Consider the following 24,429-nt stretch of genomic DNA (forward strand, 5'->3'; position numbering starts at 1 on the left):
ACCGCAGGGATGCGCTACATATGTCTTCTTCCCGAACATCCGCTATCGCCGGTGCCGTTGCCGGACTTCTGGTTGCCGGTATCGGCGCCTGGTATGCAAGCAATCACAAAGCCACCGTAGCGACGCGGGTAGCCGCAGCGGCACCCGCGCCAGTGAGCGCGCCGGCGGCAAAAGCGAACGTCAGCCGCGACCAGGCGGTAGAAAGGCTGATGGCGCTGCCGGAGTTGAAGGGCTTGGCGGATGCCATTGAAAAACGCAGCGGCGGTGAGCGCCACGGTGCACTTCTTGAAACCGATCCGGCGCCACGCGATGTGAAAGGCAGCCCCTACTACCAGCTCATTTTCGTGGAGAACGGCGACGATATGGCCCAAGCGGTGGCCAGCTTCCTGGTCTCGCACGCGAACGGCGAAATCCTCGTCGAAGACGATATCAGCGGCGAGCTGATGTCCATCGATCAATGGCGCAAAGGCCTGAAGGACTAGACCATGTACACACTCTACTACGGCCGTGGTGCGGCCAGCCTGGCGATCCACGCGGCGCTGCAAGAGATCGGCGTGCCTTACGACCTGGTGGCGATCGACCTCGAGGCCGGCCAGCAGCGCAGCCCTGAATACCTGCGCATCAACCCGCAGGGCAAGGTCCCCACCCTCCTCATCGACGGCAAGCCTTTCACTGAATCGGCCGCCCTCATGATGATGCTGGCCGAACGCCATCCGCAATCGAACCTGGCGCCGCTGGCCGGTTCGCTGGCACGGGCCCAGTGGTATGAATTGATGGTGACGATGGCCAATAACCTGGGCAATAACTTCCGGCTGTGGTTCTACCCGGCCGACGTCGCCAGCACGAATCAAGACAGCGCGCTGCGCACCGCGGTCCAGCAGCGCATCGAATCGGCCTGGGCGACCCTGGATGCCCGCTTGGCCGCGAACGGTCCTTACCTGTTGGGCGGCACGTCCTCCGGCGCGGACCTGATGCTGACCATGTATATGCGCTGGTCGCGCAATATGCCGCGCCCTGCGACAGCCTGGCCGGCACTGCAAAAATATGCCGACATGATGCGCGCCCGCCCAAGCTGGCGCCACATTACGGAAGTTGAAGCATTAACTGGATGGTAAAGATGTTCAAGAAGTTGATTGCGGCGTTCAGCGCCAAATCGAAGACCCGTGCTGACGCGGCGTACGGCACGGAAGAATTAAACACCGTGCACAAGATGCTGTTCGCCGACGATGTCGGCCAGCTCTTTGGCGACGCGCCCGATGCGCGCGTGGTGCAAGCCATCGCACAGGATGCCAATGAAGAATCGCGCGTGCGCCTGCTGGCCGCGCAATGGCTGCGCGCCAACGGTCGTGCGCCCGCCTCGCCGGAAGTGCTGGGCGTGGTGATCGAAGTACCGTTGGATGGCAGCATGGACACCCTGGCCGCCTACGCCGACGGGCGGGTGCGCTACATCAACCAGACCGGACGCACCGCCGTATTCGAAGGTGCGCCGGCCGATGTGGCAGCCCAGGCGAAAACCCTGGTGGCTAGCGCTATTCCAGCCTTCATCAAGGCATCCACGCAAAGGCCGGTCTATGCGCCAGGCGCGGGCCAGTTGCGTTTCACTTTCCTGTCGCAGGACGGCAACCGCGTAATGGATGGCTTCTTCAGCGACATCGTGCGCGACGAGCTGGCCAAGCCCGTACTCGAGCAAGGCCAGCGCCTGCTGGACCTGGTGGTCAAGCAGGGGAACGCGCAGTAAGCGGCGCGGGTGCGCTCTGCACCCGCCCGACCCACCACACCGCGAAGAATATCAACGCCGAGGCGAGGATGCCGATGGTGCCATAGCCAAGCAAATGGCCGGCCGCATCGGTATGCACCAGCAAACCGCCGGCGAAGGCACCGATCCCGGTCCCCATCTGCTGCACCGCCGCGTTGGCGCTCAGGAAAGCACCGCGTCGTTGCGGCTCAGGGATGGTAGTCAACAGCGCCTGCATCGGCACGAAGCGGCCCGACATCGCCACCATGAAGAATGGGAAGAACAGCATGATCGCCAGCAGCGGGATCTGCGGCATATGGGTCATGAACAGCGTCGGCATGATCGAGAACAGCGCCACCCAGCGGAACACATGGTGTTTGCCGGCCCGGTCCGACCATCCGCCGATCAGGCGTGAGCTGAACAAGGTTGCGATGCCGCCGCACAGGTAGACGTAGCTGATCTGCGCCGGCTCGATGCCGAGGTTCCCGACCAGCATAGGCGAGATGAACGGAATGACCATCATGCCGCTGACCGTGACCACAAAGCACAGCAGGAAGCCGCGTAAGTGGGCGCCCACCGTAAACAGGCCGAACAGCTCGGGCAGCACGCGCGCCAATGGTACCGGTGCGTTTGCCAAGTGTGCCGTCATCGGTGGCAGTGCGCGGGCGGCAACCAGCCACACGATCATCGACAGCACGACCAGCAGGTAAAACGGCGACTGCCAGCCGAAGTGCGCGCCGAGCATGACGCCGATCGGCACGCCCGCGATCGCAGCCATGCTGAAGGAAGTCATCACGACGCCGGTGGCGGCGCCGCGGCGCTCCTGCGGAATCAGGTCGGCGATGATGGACATGCTGATCGCGCCCAGCACGCCGCCGGTCATGCCGGCAAAGGCGCGCGACAGTACCAGCACGTGGAAGTTCGGTGCCAGTGCGCAGGCCAGGTTCGACAGGTTGAACAGCATGAACACGGTCAGCTGCAGTCTTTTGCGGTCAAAGCGGTCGGCATAGGTCGCCGCCAACAGGCCGGAAAGTCCGGCGCACCAGGCATACGCCGATACAGCGCCGGAAACCTGGGCCGCCGAAATCGAGAACGCCTTCATCAGCTGCGGCGCGAGCGGCATCATGACCATGAAGTCCATGATGACGGTGAATTGTATGAACGCCAGCAGCCAGAGGACTGTGCGTTCGCGTTGTGGGGTGAGAGTCTGGGTCATCAGTTAAGGTCGTTAATTTCATTGATGGCGCGCTTGAGGATAGCGCGAATGGCATCGACGTGCTCGCGGGTAGTCCGGGGGCCGCGGCCACGGGTGATCACCGCGTCTTTCAGGGCATGCATCAGGGTGCGTAAGTCGCCGCCATCCCCGCCCCGCGCGTTCTCGACCAGGCGCGCCATATACGCGTCGACCATATTGCGGTTCTCGTCGAGGAACTGCTGCCCTTCCGGCAAGACCGAATACAGCTTCTTGTTGCCGTCCTTGACGATGTCGACGTGGCCCATGTCGGCCATCATCGACAGCAGCGGGTAAATCGCGCCGGGGCTGGGCGAATAGCTGCCGCCGGTCAGCGTTTCCAGTTCCTTGATGATTTCGTAACCGTGGCGCGGCTTGTCGGCGATCAGTTGCAGCACGACGTAGCGCATGGCGCCCGCGTCAAACATCTTCGGGCCGCGGCCGCCGCCGCGCTGGTGATGGTGGTGCTCATGGTGCAGCCGATGGTGGCCGCGGAAAAAATGGAACATGGATCCTCCCGGGTAGTTAAGATATATCTCATTAAGATATATCGTAAACTATTCCAAGAAGATTGCAAGCAAAAAAAACGGGCCTTGCGGCCCGTTCTTAGTTGTCGAGGTGGGAAATCTGCAATCGCCTGCTCTCCTGCACCGCGCCGTTGGCCTTGTGCTCGAGCACCAGTTCGGCGTTCTGCTCGTCCAGCGAGATGCCGACCGACAGGATGTCGATCAGCAGCAGTTGCAGGATGCGCGAAATCATCGACAGGAAGGCGCTGCTGTCTTCCGCGTGGTCGACCGCCAGGCAGACCGTGGCCTTCTTGGCCAGCGGCGACTGGCTGCTGGTGATGGCGATGACGTCGGCACCGGCGTTGCGCGCCGACTCCACCGCTTCCAGCAGCTCCGGCAGCTTGCCGGAATTGGAGATGGCAATCACCACGTCGCCCGGCTTCAGCAGCTCGGAAGCCAGCTTGAACAAATGCGAGTCGCCGTAAGCCGCGGTCGGGATGCGGAAGCGGAAGAACTTGTGCTGTCCGTCCAGCGCCACCACGCGCGAATTGCCCATGGCGTAGAACTCGACCTTCTTGGCCTTGGACAGCAGTTCGATCGCGCGGTCCAGCGAATGCACATCCATCTGGTCGCGGAATTTCAGGATCGCGGAGACGGTGTTGTCGATCACCTTGGCACTCAGGTCGTGCGTGCTGTCGGACACGCGCACCTGGCTGTGGCGCACCGGGATGGCGCCGGTCAGGCTGGAGGCAAACTTCAGCTTGAAGTCGGCCAGGCCCTGGAAGCCCAGCGAGCGGCAGAAACGGATGACGGTCGGCTGCGACACTTCCGCCAGCCGGGCGATATCGGCAATCGGTTCGTTCAGCACCAGGCGCGGTTGCTCGATCACCAGTTGCGCCACGCGCTGTTCGGCCGGGGTCAGCTCCGACTTCAGCGACTGTACGCGCTCCATCAGCGTGTTGGCGCCGGTGCGGCCGCGCAGGTGTTCGGACAAAATCGTCGCCACGCCGTAGAAGGCCGGATTCGGCGTCGTGATCACATAGGTCGGGATATCGGCCAGGTAGGACGAGAAACGGCCCTTGGCTTCAAAGCGGCTGCGGAACGGCGATTCCCTGAACCATTCGCCCATGCGCGGCACGATGCCGCCGCCGATGAAGATGCCGCCGAAGGAACCCAGCGTCACCGCCAGGTTGGCTGCGGCGCCGCCCAGCATCGCGCTGAAGCATTCCAGCACTTCGATGCACAGTTCGTTCTTGTCTTTCAGCGCGCCGGCGATGATCTGCTGCGAGGTCAGGTCGCGCACACTCAGGCCGTTGCGGCGCGCCAGGGCGCGGTAGATGATCTCCATGCCCGGGCCGGAAATCAGGCGTTCGTTCGAGACGTGCGGCCAGGTCTGCCAGGCATATTGCAGGATCGCGTATTCGCGCTCGTCGGCCGGTGCGAAGTTGGTATGGCCACCTTCGGAACCGAGGGTGACGAATCCGTCCGTGGTGGGGATCACGCCGGAGCAGCCAAGGCCAGTGCCGGGGCCGAGGACGCCGATCACCGAATTCTGCGCCGGGGAGCCGCCGCCGACCTGCATCAGGTCACCCGCCTTGAAGCCCGGAATGGCCATTGCCAGGGCGGTGAAGTCGTTCACCACCAGCAGGGTATGCAGGCCCAGTTCACGCCGCACCTCGTCGGTGGAGAACTGCCAATCGCGGTTGGTCATGCGAATGTAGTCGCCATGCACCGGGTTGGCCAGCGCCAGCGCGCCGTGATTGAGGCTGATGTCTCCGTGGTCCGCCAGGTAGCTGCGCAGCAGCGGGACGATGCCGGTGAAGTCGTCGCACTGCAGCACGCGCACCGACTGGAACTCGCCGGGAGCGGTTTGCAGCGCCAGGCGCGCGTGGGTGGCACCGATGTCAGCCAGCAGGCGGGGGCCGTCCGCAAAAGCGGATCGGTTAGCTTTTGGGTCTGCCTCTATCTGTTTCATTGTCTTTTAAGTATTAGATAATGCCTTAAAGGCGGGAGGATACCCGAAAAACAAGGCCCCGTGCGTAGACGGGGCCTGTTAATTTATACCGCGTAGCCAAACCAGGCGCCGTAGCCCGGCAACTGGACCTCGCCGCCCGCCACTTCGCCCGGCAAACCAGGCTGTTCGAGCTTCTGCGCCCCCTGGGCCGCCGGCAGCGGGAAGTTGACCGGCGCGGCACCCAGGTTGAACACCGCGATCACGCTGCGTTCCCCTTCCAGGTCGCGCCGCAGGGCCAGCACCGGCTCCGGCGCGTCGTAGAACACGATGTCGCCGCGGGTCAGCTGCGGCATGGTCTTGCGCCAGGCGATCATGCGGCGCGCGAAGTTCAGCGGCGAATCCGGATCTGCTTCCTGCACCGAAGCGGCGATAGCCTTGTGCTCTTCAGCCACCGGCAGCCATGGGGTGCCGGAAGTGAAGCCGCCATGCGCTCCGGTAGTCCAGGCGATCGGGGTGCGGCAGCCATCACGGCCCTTGAATTCCGGCCAGAAGGTCTTGCCATACGGGTCCTGGATCAGCTCAAACGGCACGTCGGCCTCGCTGAAGGCCAGTTCATCGCCCTGATACAGGCATGGCGTGCCTTTCAGCGACAACTGCATGGCCAGCACCAGCTTGGCGAAAGCCGCCTGGTTGCTCATGCCGTTCCAGCGCGTCACCACACGCACCGCGTCGTGGTTGCCGACCGACCATGACGGCTGGCCGTCCTTGACGCGCGCCTTGAAGTCTTCCACCTGCTTGCGGATGTGACCTGCGCTGCTGTCGGCGGTCAGCAGGTTGAAGCTGTAGGCCATGTGCAGCTTGTTGCCGCCGGCGGTGTATTCAGCCATGACGGCCAAGGAATCGTCCGCGCCAACCTCGCCGATCGCCACCGCGCCATATTCGTCCAGCAGCACGCGCAGCTTTTCGAGGAAGGCGACGTTTTCAGGCTGGCTCTTGTCGTGGATGTGCGCCTGCATGCCGTAGGGGTTGGCGTCGCTCACGGTGGAAGTGTCGCGCACCAGGGCGGGCGGGTTGCTGCGCAACTGGCGGTCGTGGAAGTGGAAGTTGCAGGCATCCATGCGCACGCCGTCGACACCGCGCTTCAGCCAGAAGCGCAGGGCATCGATGTGGGCCTGCTGTACCTCCGGGTGATGGAAGTTCAGGTCAGGCTGGCTGACCAGGAAGTTGTGCATGTAGTACTGCTTGCGGCGCGAATCCCATTGCCAGGACGAGCCGCCGAACACGGACAGCCAGTTATTGGGGGGATTCCCGTCCGGCAGCGGATCGGCCCAGATATACCAGTCGGCTTTTGGATTGTCGCGCGAGGAACGGCTCTCCTTGAACCATGGATGGTCTTCGGAGGTATGGGACATGACCTGGTCGATCATGATCTTCAGCCCCAGGCTGTGGGCTTTGGCGATCATGCGGTCGAAGTCGGCCAGGGTGCCGAACATCGGGTCAACGTCGCAGTAATCGGCCACGTCGTAGCCAAAATCGCGCATCGGGGATTTGAAGAATGGGGAGATCCAGATGATGTCCACACCCAGCTTGGCGATGTAGTCGAGGCGATCGGTGATGCCATTCAGGTCGCCGATGCCGTCACCGTTGGTGTCAAGGTAACTGCGCGGATAAACCTGATAAATGATTGCTTCTTTCCACCAAGGTGTGCTCATATTCCCAATCCCGACAAAAAACAATTATGTAGATAATATACATCATGAATAGGGGAAGTTCAAATACTATGATTCCTTAAAAATCAACAACTTAGTATTTTTCATGTAACCAAACTACATATAAGTGAAACCGGTAGTTGCCAACACAGGTGGCTTCGCATAGCATCGCGGCCATTATTCGAATCGGGAGACCTCATGTCGACGCAAGAACTGGAACAGGGTAACGGGCCGATGCCCCGGCAAATCCCGTACATCATCACCAATGAAGCCTGCGAACGTTTCAGTTTTTACGGCATGCGCAACATCCTGGTGCCATTCCTGATCAGCACCCTGCTGCTGTTCATCCCTTCCGAACACCGCACCAGCGAAGCGAAGCATGTGTTCCATACTTTCGTGATCGGCGTGTATTTCTTCCCGCTGCTGGGCGGCTGGCTGTCGGACCGCTACTTCGGCAAATACAACACGGTCTTCTGGTTCTCGCTGATTTATTGCGCCGGGCATGCCTGCCTGGCGCTTTTCGAAAACCATCTGGAAGGTTTTTATTTCGGCCTGTTCCTGATTGCCTTCGGCTCGGGCGGCATCAAGCCCTTGGTGGTGTCCTTCGTTGGCGACCAGTTCGACCAGACCAACAAGAAGAAGGCCAAGGTCGTATTCGATGCCTTCTACTGGAGTATCAACTTCGGCTCCTTCTTCGCTTCCCTGCTGATGCCGATCTTCCTGAGGGACTATGGCCCGGCTGTCGCTTTCGGCATTCCCGGCATCCTGATGTTCGTCGCCACCCTGGTGTTCTGGGCCGGCCGCAGGAAGTACGTGCACGTGCCGCCATCGGAGCCGAGCCAGGAATCCTTTAGCCGCGTCGCCAAGACTGCGCTGATGTCGGCGGCACCGGGCCAATCCCGTCCGGGCCTGACTGTAGCCATGGTGGGCGTGGTCGCCGCGCTGGCGTCGCTGGCCATGACCCCATCCTGGGGTTTCGTGATCGCCGCCTGCACGGCGCTGGTACTGGTGATGGCCTTCGGCGGCATCGGCACTTCGATGCAGCTTGAACGCGCACGCGGCAAGCATAGCGACGAGGCGGTGGATGGCGTGCGTGCCGTGCTGCGCATCTTCATCGTGTTTGCGATGGTGACGCCGTTCTGGTCCCTGTTCGACCAGAAGGCTTCGACCTGGATCGTGCAGGCCAACGACATGGTGCACCCGACCTACGAGATCCTGGGCTGGTCGTTCTCCTTCGTGCCGGCACAGATGCAGGCATTGAACCCGCTGCTGGTGATGCTGCTGATCCCGTTCAATAACATCGCCCTGTTCCCGCTGCTGCGCAAGCTGGGCATCGAGCCGACCCCGCTGCGCCGCATGGGCACGGGCATCTTCGTGTCGGCACTGGCCTGGGTGGTGATCGGCACGCTGCAAGTGGTGATGGATGGCGGCACGCCGGTATCCATGGCCTGGCAGGTCCTGCCTTATGCGCTGCTGACCTTTGGCGAAGTCCTGGTGTCGGCCACCGGCCTGGAATTCGCCTATTCGCAGGCGCCTGCGTCGATGAAGGGCGTGATCATGGCGCTGTGGTACCTGGCAGTCACCGTCGGCAACCTGTGGGTGCTGATCCTGAACGCCGGCGTGAAGAACGATGCCGTGTCGGCCTATATAAAGACTACCGGCTTCTCGGTGATGGCCTTCCAGATGTACTTCTTCGCCGCCTTCGCCGCGCTGGTGGCGGGATGCTTCGCACTGTACGCGATGCGCTACAGGATGGTGGACTTCTACCGCAAGGAAGCGGAGCCGCAAGCCTGCTACGGCAGCACGCCCGAGCCTCAAAAGGCCTGAGGCCGCAGCCCGCTTCGGCGGGCTTTTTTGTTCCTGCCGTGGGCGCTCGCCAACAGCCGCTTTGCATTGTATGCTCTCTGGTACAAGTTAAAAGTTAGCGGACTTTGACCGGCTGATACGGATGAGCACTCTGCGCGCCTTGCTGTTGTGCCTGGCCATGACGGCCTGCCCCGCCCACTCGCAGGTGGTCGAACTGCGCGTGGCCTTCGAAGACAAGGATACTTACGACCATACCGGCGCCGGTACGGCAATTCCGGATAATCCGGGAGTTGCGGTGGAAATGGTCGCCATGCTGCCTTCGCGCGTACCGCGCCTGAAACTTCAATTCTCACGCAAGCCATGGGCACGCTGCCTGGCAGAACTGGAATCGGGCGCCGTGGATGCCGTGTTCTCCAGCAGCTTCAAGCCCGAGCGAACCAGGATGGGCGTGTACCCGATGCGCGACGGCAGGGAAGACCGGCGCTTCCGGATCGACACCAAAACTTACAGCCTGTACCGCCTGGCCGATTCAGCGCTGGCCTGGGATGGCAAGCGTTTCTCATCGCCGCCGAGACTGGTCGCAATGCGCGGCTACGCCATCGTCGACGACCTGCGCCGGATGGAGGTCCAGGTCAACGAAATCAGCAGCACGGAGGACGCCTTCCGCATGCTGCTGGTGGGCCGCGCCGACGGCCTGGCGCAATTAAGCGAAGTAGGTGACTACGTGCTGCGCAAGAATCCCGAGTTCGCCCGCATTGTCAAAGTCTCGCCACCGTTAGCCAGCAAGGACTACTATCTGCAGTTCAGCCACCAGTTCCAGCAAAAATACCCTGAACTGGTCAGCGAGGCCTGGAAAGCGCTGGCCGACATCCGGCAGGCGGAACATGAACGGCTGACAGCGAAGTACCTGAAGCAGTACGCCGACTAGGCACGGCGGATATCCGCACAAGCCTGGGCGGGATTCCGGAATTTCAGCCGGCAGGCCACCGGCGTGCGCTGCGCGCCCCGTTGCAAATCAAGGACTTGCGCGCAATCAATCTACTGGCATGGAAGCTGCTAATAGCTGGTCACAACACCCCTTACCCAGGAGACCAGCATGACCAAGCTTAAACTCGCAGCCCTCTTCGCCGCCGCAGCATTCGCTTCGGGCGCCCATGCCCAGGAAGTTGTCCGCCTCGGCAACCTGAAATTCGCGCACTACGGCGCCGTCTCGTATATCAAGGAAATCGCACCGAAGTGCGGCATCAAGGTCGAAGAACACATCTTCGCCAAAGGCCCTGACGTGATGCAGGCCATCCTGGCAGGCGAGCTCGATGTCGGCGCCACCGCATCGGAAGCCGCCATCCAGGGCCGCGCCAATGGCGCCCCGATTTATGTCGTCGCCGGTTTCGCCAAAGGTGGCGCGCGCCTGGTCGCGCGCCCCGACAGCGGCATCAAGGCAATCAAGGATTTGAAGGGCAAGAAGGTCGGCGTGACCCGCGGCGGCATCCATGAGGTGCTGCTGGCAGCCGAGCTGGCCCAGGCCGGCCTGACCTTCTCCGATGCACCAGGCAAGGACGTGCAACTGGTGTTCCTGGCCTTCGCCGACTTGAACCAGGCCCTGCTCGGCAAGAACCTGGACGCGATCATGCAATCGGAACCGCAATCCTCGCAAGCCATCAACAAGGGCTTCGGCATGGAAGTCATGAAGCCATACGACACCCCGATCGGCGAACCGGTCCGCACCATGGTCATGAGCGAGAAGTTCTACTCCACCCGCCGCGCCACCGCCGCCAAGTTCATGAACTGCTTCGTGCAGGCCACCAAGACCTTCATCGACGACAAGCCGACTGCTGAAAAGTACGTGCGCAACGTGATCTTCAAAGGCCAGATCACTTCCGACGACTTCCAGGACGCGATCGCCAACTCGCCATACACCTACGACATCTCGCCCCAGCACATCCAGATCACCACCGATGTGATGAACAAGACCGGCGTAGGCAAGATGCGCAAGGCGCCGGTAGCTTCCGAGTGGGTCAAGACCGACCTGCTGGACGAAGCGAAAAAGAGCCTGAACATCAAGTAAGGCGAGGCATATCATGGCAAAACTGAATTTACGCCAGATCGCAGCGGGCTCCGTGGTGCCCGTCCTGGTGATCGCACTGTGGCAGGCCAGCGCTTCGCTGGAATGGATCAATCCGCAAGTGCTGCCCTCCCCATGGGCGGTAGTCACCAAGTGGGTGGAATACCTGCTGCCGCTGCAGGCTTACGACCCGGCTGCCAGCTCCTGGCTGGCCTGGGCGCTGTCCGGCGAGCTGATTGGCGACACCATCAGCAGCATGTACCGCGTGGTGGTCGGCTTCGCAGTCGGCGCCGGCCTGGCCCTGCCTTTCGGCCTGGTGATGGGATCGAGCAAGCGCATGTACGACTGGCTCAATCCCCTGCTGCAGGTGCTGCGCCCGATTCCGCCCATCGCCTATATCCCACTGGCGATCCTGTGGTTCGGCCTGGGTGACGCGCCGGCCGTGTTCCTGATTGCGCTGGGCGCCTTCTTCCCGGTGCTGATGAACACCATCGCCGGCGTGCGCCACGTCGACGGCATCTACGTGCGCGCCGCCCGCAACCTGGGCGTCAGCCAGCGCACCATGTTCGTCCGTGTGATGCTGCCGGCCGCCGTGCCTTACATCCTGTCCGGCGTGCGCATCGGCATCGGTACCGCCTTCATCGTGGTGATCGTTTCCGAGATGATCGCGGTGAACAACGGCCTCGGTTTCCGCATTCTGGAAGCACGCGAGTACTTCTGGTCGGACAAGATCATCGCCGGCATGATCAGCATCGGCCTGCTTGGCCTGGCAATCGACATCGGCATGAACAAACTGAATAACCACCTGCTGCGCTGGCACCGCGGCCTGGAGAACTAAGATGAGCGCAACCCATATCGACGTCAAACACGTCAACAAGGTATTCAAGACCGATAACCGCGAAGTGGTGGCGCTGCGCGACATCAACCTGCAGGTCCCGCAGGGCCAGTTTGTCTGCCTGCTGGGTCCATCCGGCTGCGGCAAGTCCACCCTGCTGAACGCCATCGCCGGCTTTTCGCTGCCGTCCAGCGGCGAGATCACGGCCGACGGCCAGTTGATCACCGGCCCGGGCCCGGAGCGCGGCATGGTATTCCAGGAATACGCCCTGTTCCCATGGATGACCGTGGAAAAGAACATCGCCTTCGGCCTGGAAGTCAAAGGCATGGCGCAAGCGGAAATCAAGCAGCGCGTGGACCAGTTGCTGTCCATGCTGTCGTTGTCCGACTTCCGCAACCGCTATCCGAAGGACCTGTCGGGCGGCATGCGCCAGCGCGTGGCGATCGCCCGTGTGCTGGCACTGGACTCCCCGATCATGCTGATGGACGAACCGTTCGGTGCGCTGGACGCGCTGACCCGCCGCAACCTGCAGGACGAGCTGCTGCGCATCTGGTCGGAACTGAAGAAGACCATCATCTTCGTCACCCACAGTATTGAAGAGGCGATCTACCTGGCCGACCGCATCGTGGTCATGACTTATCGTCCAGGCACCGTCAAGCGCGACATGATCGTGGAGCTGCCGCGCATGCGCGATCCCGCGTCGGCCGACTTCAATGCGCTGAAACGTGAACTGGGCGCCCTGGTGATGGAAGAACAGCAGCGCCACCACAGCGACGAACTGCGGATGGCCGCAGTGGACTAAAATTGCGCTCATGCGCAAACCTTTCACCCTGTTGCTGTTACCGGCGGCCGCGATCATCGTGGCCGCCTATGTGCTTGGCGCCTACCGCGCCGGCAATGAACAGTTGGCCCAAGGCCATCGCCAGTTGCAACTCATGGCACCTGAACTGCAGTCGGTGCTGGAACGCTTTGAAACCCTTCCCTTCGTCCTGGCGCAGCAGCCCGACCTGACCAACGCCCTCGCCCGCCCCAAAGACCCGCAAGCCATCGCCCGCTTGAACGAGACGCTGCAAACCATCCAGCAGCAAGCCAAGGTCGGTGCGCTTTACCTGATGGACCGCAATGGCCTGACGCTAGGCGCCAGCAACTGGGACCAGCCGCTCGGCTTCGCCGGCAAGAATTTCTCTTATCGCCCCTATTTCAAGGCTGCGCTGCAAGGTCAAGCCGGCCGCTTTTACGGCATCGGCACCAGCACCAGCGAAGCGGGCTATTTCATCGCGCAGCCGGTACTCCGCCACGGCGAGATCGCGGGCGTCATCGCGGTCAAGATCAGCCTCGCAGAACTGGAACGCAACTGGAACAGCAGCGAAGACCCGATCCTGCTGGCGGACCGCCATGGCGTGATCTTCCTCAGCAACCGGCCGAACTGGCGTTATCACAGCTTAACGCCTCTGCCGCCCGAGGCCGTGGCGGAATTGGCCAGCACGCAGCAATACATCGGCCGCGAAGTGACGCCGCTGGCGCGCAATCCTGGCCCACGCGTCACGCAAGAGGTGGGTCGCCTTGGCTGGCAGCTGATGATCTTCCCCAGCCAGCTGCGCGTGGTCCGCAGCGGCATCAACTGGGCGCTCGCCACCGCGCTGCTGCTGGCCTGCGGCGCCGTGTCGTATTGGGCCATGCATCAGCGCCGCCGTCGGCGCGAGGAACGCATGGCCTTCGACCGCGAACTGGAATCGCGCATTGCCCAGCGCACGCAGCAACTGAGCGAAACCAACCGCATCCTGCGCACGACGCAGAATGAGCTGGTGCAGGCCGGAAAACTGGCCATGCTGGGCCAGATGGCGGCCGGCGTGACGCATGAACTGAACCAGCCGCTGGCGGCGATCCGCGCCTTTGCCGACAATGCGCGCACTTTCCTGGAACGCGGCCAGCCGGAGCAGGCAGCCAGCAACCTTGGCCACATTGGCGATGCCAGCGCACGCATGGGAGCCATCATCAGCCAGCTGAAAGGCTTTGCGCGCAAGAATGAAACCATCGGTCCGGTCGATTTCGGACGCGCCGCGCGCAGTTCGGCCTTCCTGCTGGAGAGCGAAAGCAAGCGGCGCAATGTGGCGCTGGAGATCGATACTGGCGCGGAACAATTGACCGTGGCTGGCGATACGGTGCGCATCGAGCAAGTATTGATCAACCTGCTCCGCAATGCCCTGGATGCGGTCGAGGGCACGCCGCAACCACGCGTGTCTGTCGCGCTATCGCGCGAGGGTGCCGAGGGGGTCGCGCGCATCAGCGACAACGGCCCTGGCATCCCGCAGGAAGTTGCCGCTCACCTGTTTGAGCCATTCTTTACGACCAAGCCTGCCGGGCAGGGACTGGGATTGGGATTGGCGATCTCCTCGTCGATCGTACAGGCCATGAACGGCCGCCTGGCAGCCCGCAACCTGGACGGCGGCGGCGCGCAGTTTGAGTTACGCTTACCGCTGATTAAAGAAGGAGCTGCCCGATGAAGGCGCTATTGGTTGAAGACGAGGCCGCGCTGCGGCTGGCCACCTCGCAAACGCTGGAACTGGGCGGTTTTGCAGTGCAGGCTTGCGCGAGTGCGGAGGAGGCACTGCCGCTGCTGCTGGCGAACTTCGCGGGCGTGGTAGTGACCGACGTGCGGCTGCCGGGGCTTTCGGGCCTGGACCTGCTGGCGCGCGTGGCGACGCTGGACGCCGAACTGCCTGTCATCGTCGTCACCGGCCACGGTGACGTCAGCATGGCGGTCGAGGCCATGCGTGCCGGCGCATATGACTTCATCGAAAAGCCCTTTGCCTCCGAACGCCTGATGGATGCGGTCAAGCGCGCGCAGGAGCGCCGTAACCTGGTGCTGGAAAACCGCCGCCTGCGCAGCGAACGTGCGCAGCACCCGGACATGCCCGATCTTGTCGGGCGCTCGGAAGCCATCGAGCATTTGAAGGTGGTAGTGCGCAATGTGGCGCCGACCGGGGTGGATATCCTGGTCAATGGCCAGACCGGTACCGGCAAGGAAGTGATGGCGCGCCTGATTCATGCGGCTAGTGGGCGCAAGGGTAATTTCGTCGCCATCAACTGCGGCGCGCTGCCGGAATCCGTATTCGAAAGCGAGATCTTCGGTCACGAAGCCGGGGCATTCACCGGCGCGCAAAAACGTCGCATCGGGAAGCTGGAGTTCGCCAACGGCGGGACAGTGTTCCTCGATGAGATCGAGAGCATGCCAATGGCGCTGCAAGTCAAGTTGCTGCGCGTGTTGCAGGAACGGCGCCTTGAACGGCTGGGAGGGAACGAGTCGGTGCCTCTCGATTGCCGGGTCGTCGCGGCCAGCAAGGCCGACCTGCTTGCCCTGTCGGCGCAGGGATTGTTCCGCGAAGACCTGTATTACAGGATCGGCGTCATCAGCATCGACCTGCCGCGCTTGCGCGACCGGCGCGAGGATATCCCGCTGCTGCTGGCGCACTTCGTCGCCGAGGCAGCCCAACGCTATCAACGGGCGATGCCGATGTGGACACCCGCGCAGATGGCGGCGTGGCAGGCGGCGGATTGGCCGGGCAATGTGCGGGAACTGCGCAACTTCGCAGAGCGCCTGACGCTCGGGCTGGTTGCCGCTGCGCCCAGCGCGCCGTCGCATGCCCCGGGCATCGGCTCCGGCGCGGCATTTGCGACCGGCGCAGGCATTTCGTCGCCGGCAGGCGCCGCGACTGGTGCGGGCATCGAGTGGGCCGCCGGCGCGGGCACCACGGGCAGCGCCGCGATGACCGCGGGAGCCGCATCGGCGGCGGGGGTCGCGATGGCAGCCGGCGTCCCGGCCGCAGGCGCGCTGGCTGCGGACGCCGATCTCCCCTCGTTGCCCCAGCAAGTCGACGCGTTTGAACGCGACCTGATCCTGCGCGCCCTGTCCGCCGCCGACAACAATGTGGCGCTAGCGGCAGACCGCCTGCTCCTGCCGCGTAAAACACTCTATGACAAACTGAAGAAGCACCAGATCCAGCGCGACTAATATGTAGTAAAGCTACACTATTTGCGCTAAGATTTCTGTAGCGTCACTACTACGGAGACAAAATGAAGCAGTGCATCCTCGTCGCGGCCCTCCCGGCGGTCTTCGCGGCGAGTTCCGCCGCCGCGGCACCGACCACCGCCCTGACTGCAGCTCCCACCGCCGCCACGCCGCACACCTTGGCGTCCTGCGACGGCCCGCACGAAACCGTGCTGGCACGCACGCAGGGCTTTGACGCCCGCGCATTGTGGCTGGACGGCCGCTTGGCAAAATGGCCCGGCGTCCAAGGCGAGGGCAGCTTCAAACTCTATTACGCAGGCGCCGCAGGCATCAGCGCCCCGCAAGGCGGCACCGTCAGCGGCGCGGAGGGTGTATTGCCGCTCGCTGCGACGAGCGATCCACTTCCCGCCCCGCTGGCCCAACGCTTCAAATACGCCGGCGACGGCCAACTGCTCGCGCTCGCCGACGCCGACCGCGCCCGCCTGCCTGCCCTGCTGGCGAAACAACTCGTGCTGGTGCGGGAAAACGCCGACGGCACCGTGCGCGACGCCACTGCGCTGCAAGTCCCCGGTGCACTCGACGACATCTACGCCTCCGCAGAACAGGCGACCGATCTGGGTGCCACCATCGGCAAAGGCGGAACAGCCTTCAAGCTTTGGGCGCCGACCGCGCAACGCGTATCCGTCTGCATATTCGATACCGGCAGCAGCAAACCGAAAGCCATCACCACCCTGCGCGCCGACGCGAAAACCGGCATCTGGTCTGCCAGCGCGCGCGGCAACCTGTCCGGCCGCTATTACAAATACGTGGTGGACGTCGTCGCCCCGCAGACTGGCCTGGTGCGCAACGTCGTCACTGATCCATATTCGGTCAGCCTGACCACGGATTCCGCCCGCAGCTATATCGCAGACCTGGCCGACCCGCGCCTGGCGCCTGCCGGCTGGAACAAGGACCAGCCGCCCGCCAAGGTGGCAGCGCAGCCGGACATGTCGATCTACGAACTGCACGTGCGCGACTTTTCGATCAACGACCAGACGGTCAGCGCCATGAACCGCGGCAAATACACCGCATTCCGCGAGACTGGCTCCAACGGCATGAAGCACCTTGCCATGCTGGCCAAGGCCGGCATGACCGACGTGCACCTTCTGCCGGTCTATGACCTGGGCAGTGTGCCGGAAAGAGGCTGCGTCGCGCCAGTCGTGCATGGCGACCCGGACAGCGACCAGCAGCAGAAAATCGTCAGCGACAACGCGCTGAAAGACTGCTTCAACTGGGGTTACGACCCATGGCATTACAACGCCCCCGAGGGCAGCTACAGCACCGATGCTTCCGACGGCGCACGCCGCATCATCGAACTGCGCGAAATGGTCATGGCGCTGCACAAAACCGGCCTGCGCGTTGGCACCGACGTGGTCTACAACCACACCTACCGTGGCGGCCAGCACGAGCGCTCGGTACTGGACCGCATCGTGCCCGGTTATTACCAGCGCCTGAACCCCAAAGGCGAAATCGAGAGTTCAACCTGCTGCTTCAACACGGCCACCGAGAACCGCATGATGGCCAAGCTGATGATCGACTCGGCCGAACTGTGGACGAAGCATTACCACATCGACTCCTTCCGCTTCGACCTGATGGGCCACCAGCCGCGCGCCGCGATGGAAGCGCTTCAGGCGCGCGTTAACAAGGCCGCGGGACGCCATGTGAACCTGATCGGGGAAGGCTGGAACTTCGGCGAAGTGGCGGATGGGGCGCGCTTCGTGCAGGCATCGCAACTGTCTTTGAATGGCAGCGGCATCGGCACCTTCAGCGACCGCGCGCGCGATGCCGTGCGTGGCGGCGGCGCCGGCGACTCGGGACAGCAAGTAGTCTCACAGCAGGGTTACGTCAATGGCCTGGTGTACGACCCGAATGCAGGCGCCGGCTTGCGGCCTGTGACGGATTTGATGGCGGCTTCCGATCTCGTGAAGGTCGGCCTGGCCGGATCGATCCGCAGCTACCGAATGCAGACTTTTACCGGCGAAACCAAGGAGCTGCGGGCCATCGTCTATGGCGGCAGCCAGCCGGCCGGCTATGCCAGCCAACCCGGCGAAGTGGTCAACTACGTAGAGAATCACGACAACCAAACGCTGTACGACATCAATGCCCTCAAACTGCCTGTCTCCACCACCAGCGCGGACCGGGCACGCGTGCAAATGCTGGCGGCGGCAATCAACGCTTTCTCGCAGGGCGTGGCCTACTACCACGCCGGATTTGAAATCCTGCGCTCGAAGTCGATGGACCGTAACAGCTTTGAATCGGGCGACTGGTTCAATCGCCTCGACTGGACCTACCAGACCAACTACTTCGGCTCCGGCCTGCCGCCTGCGGCGGACAACGGCAAGGACTACGCGCTGCTCCAGCCCTTGCTGGCCAACCGCGCGCTGCAGCCAACGCCGGTCGATATTGCATTCGCACGCGACACCTTCCGCGACTTGCTGCGCATCCGCGCCAGCAGCACGCTATTCCGCATGCGTACTGCGGACGATATCAAGAAGCGCCTGCTTTTTCTGAATACAGGTCCCGATCAAGTGGCCACCGTCGTTGCTGCACGCCTGGACGGCGCCGGTTATGAAGGCGCAGGCTTCAAGACAGTGGCCTACTTTATCAACGTGGACAAGGTGGAGCAGACAATCAGCGCCGCCAGCGAGGCAGGAAAAGCTTATCGCCTGCATCGGGTGCAGGCCGGATCGGCGGCTCGATACGACGCCGCGACAGGTAGCTTCACCATTCCGCCCAGGACGGCTATAGTATTCGTTGAATAACTTCGAGGCCGTTGGCCACCCAGCCATGTCAACCATCCTGCGCGCACTTCAAGGCGATATCACCAAGCTCCCGGTCGATGCAATCGTCAACGCGGCCAACTCTTCGCTTCTCGGTGGCGGCTCCTCGCAAGGCGACTTGGCGATCCACCGGGAGGTCCTTGAACTGTGACTCTTCCACGAAGAAATAGCCGTCCAATCGAAGTCGAACAAGTCCGCTATCGCTACATTATTTCGACATCGGCAGTGGGGCATGATGGTGAATTCTCGTTGAACCTGGCTATCCAGGTCAAGAGCGGCGGAGGCGGAATTCTTAAGGTAACGGGGCTGAGCACCCGCGATCCCTGGCTTGATCTCCCTAAGGTCGAAACAGCGGATACTTACCTGAAATTGAAACCGCGACACGTGGCCGCGTTTATCAGGCATGCACTTGCAAGGGGATGGACTGCTCAACAGGCGGGTACGCCATTTCATCTGGACGCGAATAAATGTGCGTTCATGCCAGAATGTGAGTAAAGCCACCGAGAAAGCTGAGCATGACGTGCGAACGTGTTTGCACCATCGGTCATTCGAATCGCAGCATCGAGGAATTCATCGAATTACTGCACAAGAATGGCGTTGAATGCTTGCTCGACATCAGGACGGTGCCGAAGTCGCGCCATAACCCGCAGTTCGGACAAGACCAGTTAACTGCATCGCTGGCCGATGCAGGGATCGAGTACCGCTACATGCGCGGCCTTGGCGGTCTGCGTCACCCGCGCAAGGATTCAGAGAATGCCGGCTGGCGTAACCTGTCCTTTCGCGGCTATGCCGACTACATGCAGACCGAAGAGTTTGCGGAGAACGTCGATGCTGTGATGGAAATCGGCCACAGCAAGTGCTGTGTGCTCATGTGCGCGGAGGCGCTCCCGTGGCGCTGCCATCGCTCCCTGGTGGCGGATGCATTGCTCGTTCGCGGCGTGCATGTGGATGACATCATCGATGCACGGCAACGGCGCCCGCATAAACTGACGCCGTTTGCCCACGTTGACGGTTTGCGCATCACCTACCCGGAAGCTTAGCCGGACTTACTGTTCCAACAGGATGGTCGCACTCTTCCCGTTGGTTCGGACCACGCCGTTCTTCACGATGTAGGAAGCGCCGGAGTATGCGTCCCTTACCTTTGCGCCGTCTGCAAACACGCCGCCGACAGCGATGTCTACTGGCTGGCCCGTCTTCGCGTCCAGCGCCACGACAACCTTGTCATCTCCGCGCATGCGGCTGAACGTGTACGGCAGGTCCGCCAACTTCCTGTGCTCGCCGGCCCCAATCGATGAATGCGCTTGGCGGAATTTGCCCAGCTTCGCCCAGTGCGTCCGGATCTTCGCGTTTGCCTTAAGGTCGCCCCAATTCATGAATGAGCGCAGCTTCGCATCGCCCTTCGCCTCTGCCACGTCTAGCCGGCGCGAAATCTCGTCGCCGTAGTAGATCTGCGCCGCACCTGGAGCGAGCAGCAGCTTGTTCGCGGTCTCGTAAGGTTTCTGGCGCGCCGGGTCGAAAGGGTTGCCATCGTCGTGCGAGTCCATGTAGTTCACGACCGAATGCCCTTTCAGCGGCCCCGCGAGTTGCGTGGCGTACTTGCTGAACATGGACTCGTAATCGCCCTTTGCATCATGCACCATGCCGAAATTGATCAGGCCATCGAAACCGTTGGCGAAGTAAGCGGCCTTTTCGCCACCACCCATATCGAACTCCAGGCCGTGCGCGATGTTGTAGTTGTACACCTCCGCCAGCATGTAGAAACGGCCATCGCCCAAGACCTTTTTAGGATTCAGGCTTTTCCATTCGTCGTGCGCCGCCAGGGCAACCTTGCGCAACTCCGCCCACACCGCAGGTTCGACGTGCTTGGCCGTATCGGCGCGGAAGCCATCGACGCCGTACTTGCGCACCCAGTCCGCGTGCCACTTCATCAAATAGTAACGTGGTGCGCGGGGAAAGCCTGTGCCGGCGAAGAAATCGTTCAGCTCCTTGACCTCGCGTTCGTAGCGGCCTTCAGCTTTCCACTTGGCTGCCAGCGCCGGCGGCAGTTCCACCGGCGTATCGCTCTCGGTACGGAAGTCAGGCAAGTTCTTCACCAGCGTGCAGCTCACGGTGGACGGCGCGTCCTTGTACTGGCACTGAGGTTCGGTGCGCACCCAGCCTTCCGGCCAGGCGGGATCGGCCTCGGTTACGGGGCCGGTGTGATTCATCACGACATCCAGCAGCACACGAATGCCGCGCGCATGGGCAGCTTCCACGAAGTCGCGGAAGTCCTTTTCCGTGCCGAGGTTGGCATCCATCGCAGTGAAGTCGCGCGCCCAATAGCCATGGAAGCCGTAGGACTTGCCGGTGCCTTCATCCGTACCGGCGTGGATTTGCTCGATCGGTGGCGTGGTCCAGATCACATCCACGCCCAAGTCGTCGAAATAGCCGGACTTGATCTTTGCCGTCAATCCCTTGAAATCACCGCCCATGAAACCACGCAACGGCGCGGCGTCTGCCTTGCGGCCGTAAGACAGGTCGTTCGCCTTGTCGCCGTTGGCGAAACGGTCGGTGACCAGGAAGTAGACGGTCGCATTCTCCCAAAGGAATGGCTTGGGCGGCGCTGCAAGTGCGCTATGCGCGCCGATGGCAAGCAATAGGGACAATGCGAGGGATGAAAGTTTCATTCGGCTTTTCCTATGTAATGACTGTTGGATTACTGCGGCCTGTATGCATGGCAATGCTCGCCACACTGTCGGCAATTGCGATCAACCCTGCCAGGGCTTGCTGCGTTGGGATATGGTGCTGCTCCGGGTCGGCCTCGTAACGTTCAAGGTAGACCCGCAGGGTAGCCCCTTCGGTGCCGGTGCCGGACAGGCGGTACACAATTCGTGAGCCGTCCGTCATCATGATGCGGGTGCCTTGCTGGCTCGCATGCGAGCCGTCCACCGGGTCGGTGTACTCGAAATCATCTGCGGCCTGCACTTCGTAGTGGTTCAGCTTCTGGCCCGCCAGGTTGGGAAGCTTGATGCGCAAGTCCTGCATCAGCAGTTGTGCCGCATCGGCCGCTATCGCCTCGTAGTCGTGACGCGAATAGTAATGGCGGCCGAAGCGCCGCCAGTGCGCTGTGACGATGTCCTGCACCGATCCGCCGCGCACTGCCAACAGGTTGAGCCAGAATAGGACAGCCCACAGGCCGTCTTTTTCGCGGATGTGGCGCGACCCGGTGCCGTAGCTTTCTTCTCCACACAGGGTGGCCTTGCCGGAATCGAGCAGCGTGCCGAAAAACTTCCAGCCGGTTGGCGTTTCAAAGCAAGGCACCCCCAGTTCCGCGGCCACCCGGTCGGCGGCGCGCGAGGTGGGCATGGAGCGCGCGATGCCGGCAATTCCCTCGGCGTAGCCTGGTGCCACAGTTGCATTGGCAGCCAGCACCGCAAGGCTATCGGATGGCGTGACGACAAAGTCGCGGCCGACAATCATATTGCGGTCGGCATCGCCGTCGGATGCCGCACCGAAATCGGGTGCCGCGTTGGCGCACATGATGTCGATCAGCTCTTCGGCGTTGACCGGATTGGGGTCGGGGTGCAGGCCGCCAAAGTCCTCCAGCGGCATGCCGTTGATCACAGTGCCTTCCGGCGCACCCAGCAACCCCTCAAGGATGGCGTGCGCGTAAGGGCCTGAAACCGCATTCATCGCGTCGAAGCACATGGTGAAGCCGCCTGCAAACAGGCGGCGAATGGCGTCGAAGTCGAATAGTTGCGCCATCAGTTCCGCATAATCGGCAACTGGGTCGATGACCTTGACCGCCATGCCTTCGAGCTCTGCGTGCGCGCCGGGTGTATCGATGCCGATATCGGGCGCATCGCTGATGCGGTATTGAGCCAGCGCCAGCGTGCGTTCGTAAATTGCTTCGGTCAGCGCTTCGGGCGCGGGGCCGCCGTTGGAGGCGTTGTACTTGATGCCGAAATCGCCTTCCGGGCCGCCGGGATTATGGCTCGCCGAGAGGATGATGCCGCCAATCGCGCCATGTTTGCGGATCACGCAGCTCAGGGCGGGTGTCGACAGGATACCGCCCTGCCCCAGCAACACGCGCGCGAAGCCGTGCGCTGCGGCCATCTTCAGTATGACCTGGATCGCCTGGCCGTTGTGGAAGCGGCCATCGCCGCCCAGCACCAGCGTCTTGCCGGCGACGTCGCCAAGCGTATCGAACACGCCCTGCACGAAATTTTCGAGATAGTGAGGCTGCTGGAAAACTGCGACCTTCTTGCGCAGTCCGGAAGTCCCCGGACGCTGTCCGGGGATGGGCGAAGTTGCTACCGTTTGAATTGCCATATTCGCTCCATAAAAGGGGGCCGTCCCCTTTATTTTCCTGCGAATGGCGCGATCGGTGCGCGCCGCTGGATGGCTTACGCTTCTTTCTTGGCGGAGTCGCTGACGATCAGGGTTACGATGCCGCCGACCGCCATCGAGACGCCACCCAGCACCAGCACGTTGACCGAGTGGCCGTCGAACAGGTGCTTGATGACCGGGCCGAGCACCAGGTTGGCGACGATCTGCGGCAGCACCACGAAGTAATTGAACACGCCCATGAAGTAACCCATACGCTTGGCCGGCAGCGCGCCTGCCAGGATCGCATACGGCATGGTCAGGATACTTGCCCATGCAATACCAACGCCGATCATCGGCAGCATCAGCAAGTTCTTGTCGTGGATGAAGGCAATGCTGATCAGGCTCAGGCCACCGATCACCAGGCAAAGCATGTGCACCATTTTGCGGCTGGTGACGTGCGCCAGCTTAGGCAGCAAGAAAGCTACCAGTGCCGATACGCCGCCATAGATCGCGAACAGGTTGCCGACCCAGTTGCCCGCTTCCTGGAAGATGGCCGACTTGCCGTCGGTGGTGCCGAACACATTTTCAGCCACTGCCGGCGTGGTGAAGACCCACATGCCCATCAGCGCGAACCAGGTAAAGAACTGCACCAGGGCCAGTTGCACCATGGTTTTCGGCATGTGGACGAAGCCGCCAAACACTTCCTTCAGGGAGAACAGGAAGCCGCGGCGCTGTGCTTTCTCCATGCGGAATTTCTCGACATCTTCCGGCGGCAGTTCGTCGGCGGTCAGCACGGTCCACAACACGGACAGGAAGTATGCGGCGCCGCCGGCATAGAAGGAGTAACGCACGGAATCGGGAATCGCTCCGTTGACCACTTCATTGCTGACGTGAAGGAAATTGGTGAAGATCATCGGCAGCAGCGATGCAATCACACCGCCCAGGCCAATGAAGAAGGTCTGCATCGCAAAGCCGGCGGTCTGCTGCGATTCATCGAGCTTGTCGCCGACGAAGGCACGGAACGGCTCCATCGAGATATTAATCGACGCATCCATCAGCCACAGCACGAGGATAGCCATCCACAGCGCGCTCGAATTCGGCATCAGGAACAATGCAATACTCGCCAGCAGCGCGCCGATGAAGAAGAAAGGACGGCGGCGGCCCCATTTCGCATGCCAGGTGTTGTCGCTCAGGTAGCCGATGATCGGTTGCACCAGCAGGCCGGTAACCGGGGCGGCGAGCCAGAACAGCGGCAGTTCATCCGGGGTTGCACCCAGGGTCGAGAAAATGCGGCTGGTATTGGTGTTTTGCAGCGCGAAACCGAACTGGATGCCGAAGAAGCCGAAGCTCATGTTCCACAACTGCCAGAAGGTCAGCCGCGGCTTGCTGATGATGGAATGCATTTGCATCACTGTCCCCGATTAATTTTGTAGCAAAATAACATGGAGAATTAGG

19 protein-coding genes and 1 pseudogene are annotated in these 24,429 nt (G+C 62.1%); 13 read left to right on the forward strand and 7 right to left on the reverse strand.

Features of this window, described 5'->3' with window-relative positions:
* The first annotated feature begins 20 nt into the window (after positions 1 to 20).
* Genes BM269_RS00105 through BM269_RS00115 form a run of 3 tightly spaced genes read left to right on the forward strand, consistent with a single transcriptional unit; the run spans position 21 to position 1,738 of the window.
* Positions 21 to 482: a hypothetical protein gene (locus BM269_RS00105; protein ID WP_229204436.1), complete on the forward strand. Its 462-nt coding sequence runs from the start codon at positions 21 to 23 to the stop codon at positions 480 to 482.
* Positions 483 to 485: 3 nt separating this feature from the next.
* Positions 486 to 1,115 (forward strand): glutathione S-transferase family protein, encoded by a 630-nt coding sequence (locus BM269_RS00110; protein ID WP_090434212.1) that lies wholly within the window; start codon positions 486 to 488, stop codon positions 1,113 to 1,115.
* Between the two features lie 2 nt (positions 1,116 to 1,117).
* On the forward strand, positions 1,118 to 1,738 hold the full coding sequence (locus BM269_RS00115; protein WP_090434215.1) for a hypothetical protein: 621 nt from the start codon (positions 1,118 to 1,120) through the stop codon (positions 1,736 to 1,738).
* On the opposite strand, the gene BM269_RS00120 is transcribed toward BM269_RS00115, so the two are convergent.
* The 4 genes from BM269_RS00120 to BM269_RS00135 all read right to left on the reverse strand — a co-directional run bounded on the left by BM269_RS00120 (position 1,716) and on the right by BM269_RS00135 (position 7,138).
* Positions 1,716 to 2,951, reverse strand: a complete 1,236-nt coding sequence (locus BM269_RS00120) for an MFS transporter (RefSeq protein ID WP_090434218.1) — start codon at positions 2,949 to 2,951, stop codon at positions 1,716 to 1,718. The two genes, BM269_RS00115 and BM269_RS00120, sit on opposite strands and share 23 nt — an antisense overlap.
* Positions 2,951 to 3,475, reverse strand: coding sequence for a PadR family transcriptional regulator (locus BM269_RS00125; RefSeq protein ID WP_229204437.1), 525 nt, complete (start codon positions 3,473 to 3,475; stop codon positions 2,951 to 2,953). Before BM269_RS00125 ends, BM269_RS00120 begins: the two co-directional genes overlap by 1 nt.
* Before the next feature lie 97 nt (positions 3,476 to 3,572).
* Positions 3,573 to 5,447 (reverse strand): glucokinase, encoded by a 1,875-nt coding sequence (locus tag BM269_RS00130; protein WP_090434221.1) that lies wholly within the window; start codon positions 5,445 to 5,447, stop codon positions 3,573 to 3,575.
* An 83-nt stretch (positions 5,448 to 5,530) separates the two neighbouring features.
* A complete protein-coding gene (locus BM269_RS00135) occupies positions 5,531 to 7,138 on the reverse strand; it encodes an alpha-amylase family glycosyl hydrolase (RefSeq protein WP_090434224.1) in 1,608 nt (535 codons plus the stop codon).
* 195 nt (positions 7,139 to 7,333) lie between these two features.
* Here BM269_RS00135 and BM269_RS00140 point away from each other — a divergent pair, with 195 nt between their 5' ends.
* From BM269_RS00140 to BM269_RS00185, 10 genes and pseudogenes are all read left to right on the forward strand, one after another.
* Positions 7,334 to 8,962: a POT-type proton-dependent oligopeptide transporter gene (locus BM269_RS00140; protein ID WP_229204438.1), complete on the forward strand. Its 1,629-nt coding sequence runs from the start codon at positions 7,334 to 7,336 to the stop codon at positions 8,960 to 8,962.
* Positions 8,963 to 9,083: 121 nt separating this feature from the next.
* The gene (locus tag BM269_RS00145; RefSeq protein WP_090434227.1) at positions 9,084 to 9,869 is read left to right on the forward strand and encodes a substrate-binding periplasmic protein; all 786 of its coding nucleotides are present in this window, start codon (positions 9,084 to 9,086) and stop codon (positions 9,867 to 9,869) included.
* Between the two features lie 168 nt (positions 9,870 to 10,037).
* On the forward strand, positions 10,038 to 11,006 hold the full coding sequence (locus tag BM269_RS00150; RefSeq protein ID WP_090434230.1) for an ABC transporter substrate-binding protein: 969 nt from the start codon (positions 10,038 to 10,040) through the stop codon (positions 11,004 to 11,006).
* A gap of 13 nt (positions 11,007 to 11,019) precedes the next feature.
* Positions 11,020 to 11,841 (forward strand): ABC transporter permease, encoded by an 822-nt coding sequence (locus BM269_RS00155; RefSeq protein ID WP_090434233.1) that lies wholly within the window; start codon positions 11,020 to 11,022, stop codon positions 11,839 to 11,841.
* Between the two features lies 1 nt (position 11,842).
* Complete coding sequence (locus BM269_RS00160; RefSeq protein ID WP_090434235.1) at positions 11,843 to 12,640, forward strand: ABC transporter ATP-binding protein; 798 nt, start codon at positions 11,843 to 11,845, stop codon at positions 12,638 to 12,640.
* Between the two features lie 10 nt (positions 12,641 to 12,650).
* Complete coding sequence (locus tag BM269_RS00165) at positions 12,651 to 14,342, forward strand: sensor histidine kinase (RefSeq protein WP_090434238.1); 1,692 nt, start codon at positions 12,651 to 12,653, stop codon at positions 14,340 to 14,342.
* Positions 14,339 to 15,850 (forward strand): sigma-54-dependent transcriptional regulator, encoded by a 1,512-nt coding sequence (locus tag BM269_RS00170; RefSeq protein ID WP_090434241.1) that lies wholly within the window; start codon positions 14,339 to 14,341, stop codon positions 15,848 to 15,850. Before BM269_RS00165 ends, BM269_RS00170 begins: the two co-directional genes overlap by 4 nt.
* A 62-nt stretch (positions 15,851 to 15,912) precedes the next feature.
* A complete protein-coding gene (locus tag BM269_RS00175) occupies positions 15,913 to 18,648 on the forward strand; it encodes an alpha-1,6-glucosidase domain-containing protein (RefSeq protein WP_090434244.1) in 2,736 nt (911 codons plus the stop codon).
* Positions 18,649 to 18,673: 25 nt separating this feature from the next.
* Positions 18,674 to 18,799, forward strand: a pseudogene (locus BM269_RS00180) (O-acetyl-ADP-ribose deacetylase); the annotation flags it as partial.
* Between the two features lie 382 nt (positions 18,800 to 19,181).
* A complete protein-coding gene (locus tag BM269_RS00185; protein ID WP_090434246.1) occupies positions 19,182 to 19,706 on the forward strand; it encodes a DUF488 domain-containing protein in 525 nt (174 codons plus the stop codon).
* 6 nt (positions 19,707 to 19,712) lie between these two features.
* On the opposite strand, the gene BM269_RS00190 is transcribed toward BM269_RS00185, so the two are convergent.
* The 3 genes from BM269_RS00190 to BM269_RS00200 all read right to left on the reverse strand — a co-directional run bounded on the left by BM269_RS00190 (position 19,713) and on the right by BM269_RS00200 (position 24,383).
* The gene (locus tag BM269_RS00190; RefSeq protein ID WP_090434249.1) at positions 19,713 to 21,332 is read right to left on the reverse strand and encodes an alpha-amylase family glycosyl hydrolase; all 1,620 of its coding nucleotides are present in this window, start codon (positions 21,330 to 21,332) and stop codon (positions 19,713 to 19,715) included.
* A 10-nt stretch (positions 21,333 to 21,342) separates the two neighbouring features.
* On the reverse strand, positions 21,343 to 22,977 hold the full coding sequence (locus BM269_RS00195) for an alpha-D-glucose phosphate-specific phosphoglucomutase (RefSeq protein ID WP_090434252.1): 1,635 nt from the start codon (positions 22,975 to 22,977) through the stop codon (positions 21,343 to 21,345).
* 74 nt (positions 22,978 to 23,051) lie between these two features.
* Positions 23,052 to 24,383, reverse strand: a complete 1,332-nt coding sequence (locus tag BM269_RS00200) for an MFS transporter (protein WP_170860241.1) — start codon at positions 24,381 to 24,383, stop codon at positions 23,052 to 23,054.
* Positions 24,384 to 24,429: the final 46 nt, after the last annotated feature.

This window comes from Duganella sp. CF458, from assembly GCF_900113115.1.
In the GTDB taxonomy this organism is placed as follows: domain Bacteria; phylum Pseudomonadota; class Gammaproteobacteria; order Burkholderiales; family Burkholderiaceae_D; genus Rugamonas.

Excerpts from the sequence above, each read along its gene's own strand:
- BM269_RS00105 (WP_229204436.1), top strand. The coding sequence starts at position 21 with ATGTCTTCTTCCCGAACATCCGCTATCGCCGGTGCCGTTGCCGGACTT.
- BM269_RS00110 (WP_090434212.1), top strand. The coding sequence starts at position 486 with ATGTACACACTCTACTACGGCCGTGGTGCGGCCAGCCTGGCGATCCAC.
- BM269_RS00115 (WP_090434215.1), top strand. The coding sequence starts at position 1,118 with ATGTTCAAGAAGTTGATTGCGGCGTTCAGCGCCAAATCGAAGACCCGT.
- BM269_RS00120 (WP_090434218.1), bottom strand. The coding sequence starts at position 2,951 with ATGACCCAGACTCTCACCCCACAACGCGAACGCACAGTCCTCTGGCTG.
- BM269_RS00125 (WP_229204437.1), bottom strand. The coding sequence starts at position 3,475 with ATGTTCCATTTTTTCCGCGGCCACCATCGGCTGCACCATGAGCACCAC.
- BM269_RS00130 (WP_090434221.1), bottom strand. The coding sequence starts at position 5,447 with ATGAAACAGATAGAGGCAGACCCAAAAGCTAACCGATCCGCTTTTGCG.
- BM269_RS00135 (WP_090434224.1), bottom strand. The coding sequence starts at position 7,138 with ATGAGCACACCTTGGTGGAAAGAAGCAATCATTTATCAGGTTTATCCG.
- BM269_RS00140 (WP_229204438.1), top strand. The coding sequence starts at position 7,334 with ATGTCGACGCAAGAACTGGAACAGGGTAACGGGCCGATGCCCCGGCAA.
- BM269_RS00145 (WP_090434227.1), top strand. The coding sequence starts at position 9,084 with ATGAGCACTCTGCGCGCCTTGCTGTTGTGCCTGGCCATGACGGCCTGC.
- BM269_RS00150 (WP_090434230.1), top strand. The coding sequence starts at position 10,038 with ATGACCAAGCTTAAACTCGCAGCCCTCTTCGCCGCCGCAGCATTCGCT.
- BM269_RS00155 (WP_090434233.1), top strand. The coding sequence starts at position 11,020 with ATGGCAAAACTGAATTTACGCCAGATCGCAGCGGGCTCCGTGGTGCCC.
- BM269_RS00160 (WP_090434235.1), top strand. The coding sequence starts at position 11,843 with ATGAGCGCAACCCATATCGACGTCAAACACGTCAACAAGGTATTCAAG.
- BM269_RS00165 (WP_090434238.1), top strand. The coding sequence starts at position 12,651 with ATGCGCAAACCTTTCACCCTGTTGCTGTTACCGGCGGCCGCGATCATC.
- BM269_RS00170 (WP_090434241.1), top strand. The coding sequence starts at position 14,339 with ATGAAGGCGCTATTGGTTGAAGACGAGGCCGCGCTGCGGCTGGCCACC.
- BM269_RS00175 (WP_090434244.1), top strand. The coding sequence starts at position 15,913 with ATGAAGCAGTGCATCCTCGTCGCGGCCCTCCCGGCGGTCTTCGCGGCG.
- BM269_RS00185 (WP_090434246.1), top strand. The coding sequence starts at position 19,182 with ATGACGTGCGAACGTGTTTGCACCATCGGTCATTCGAATCGCAGCATC.
- BM269_RS00190 (WP_090434249.1), bottom strand. The coding sequence starts at position 21,332 with ATGAAACTTTCATCCCTCGCATTGTCCCTATTGCTTGCCATCGGCGCG.
- BM269_RS00195 (WP_090434252.1), bottom strand. The coding sequence starts at position 22,977 with ATGGCAATTCAAACGGTAGCAACTTCGCCCATCCCCGGACAGCGTCCG.
- BM269_RS00200 (WP_170860241.1), bottom strand. The coding sequence starts at position 24,383 with ATGCAAATGCATTCCATCATCAGCAAGCCGCGGCTGACCTTCTGGCAG.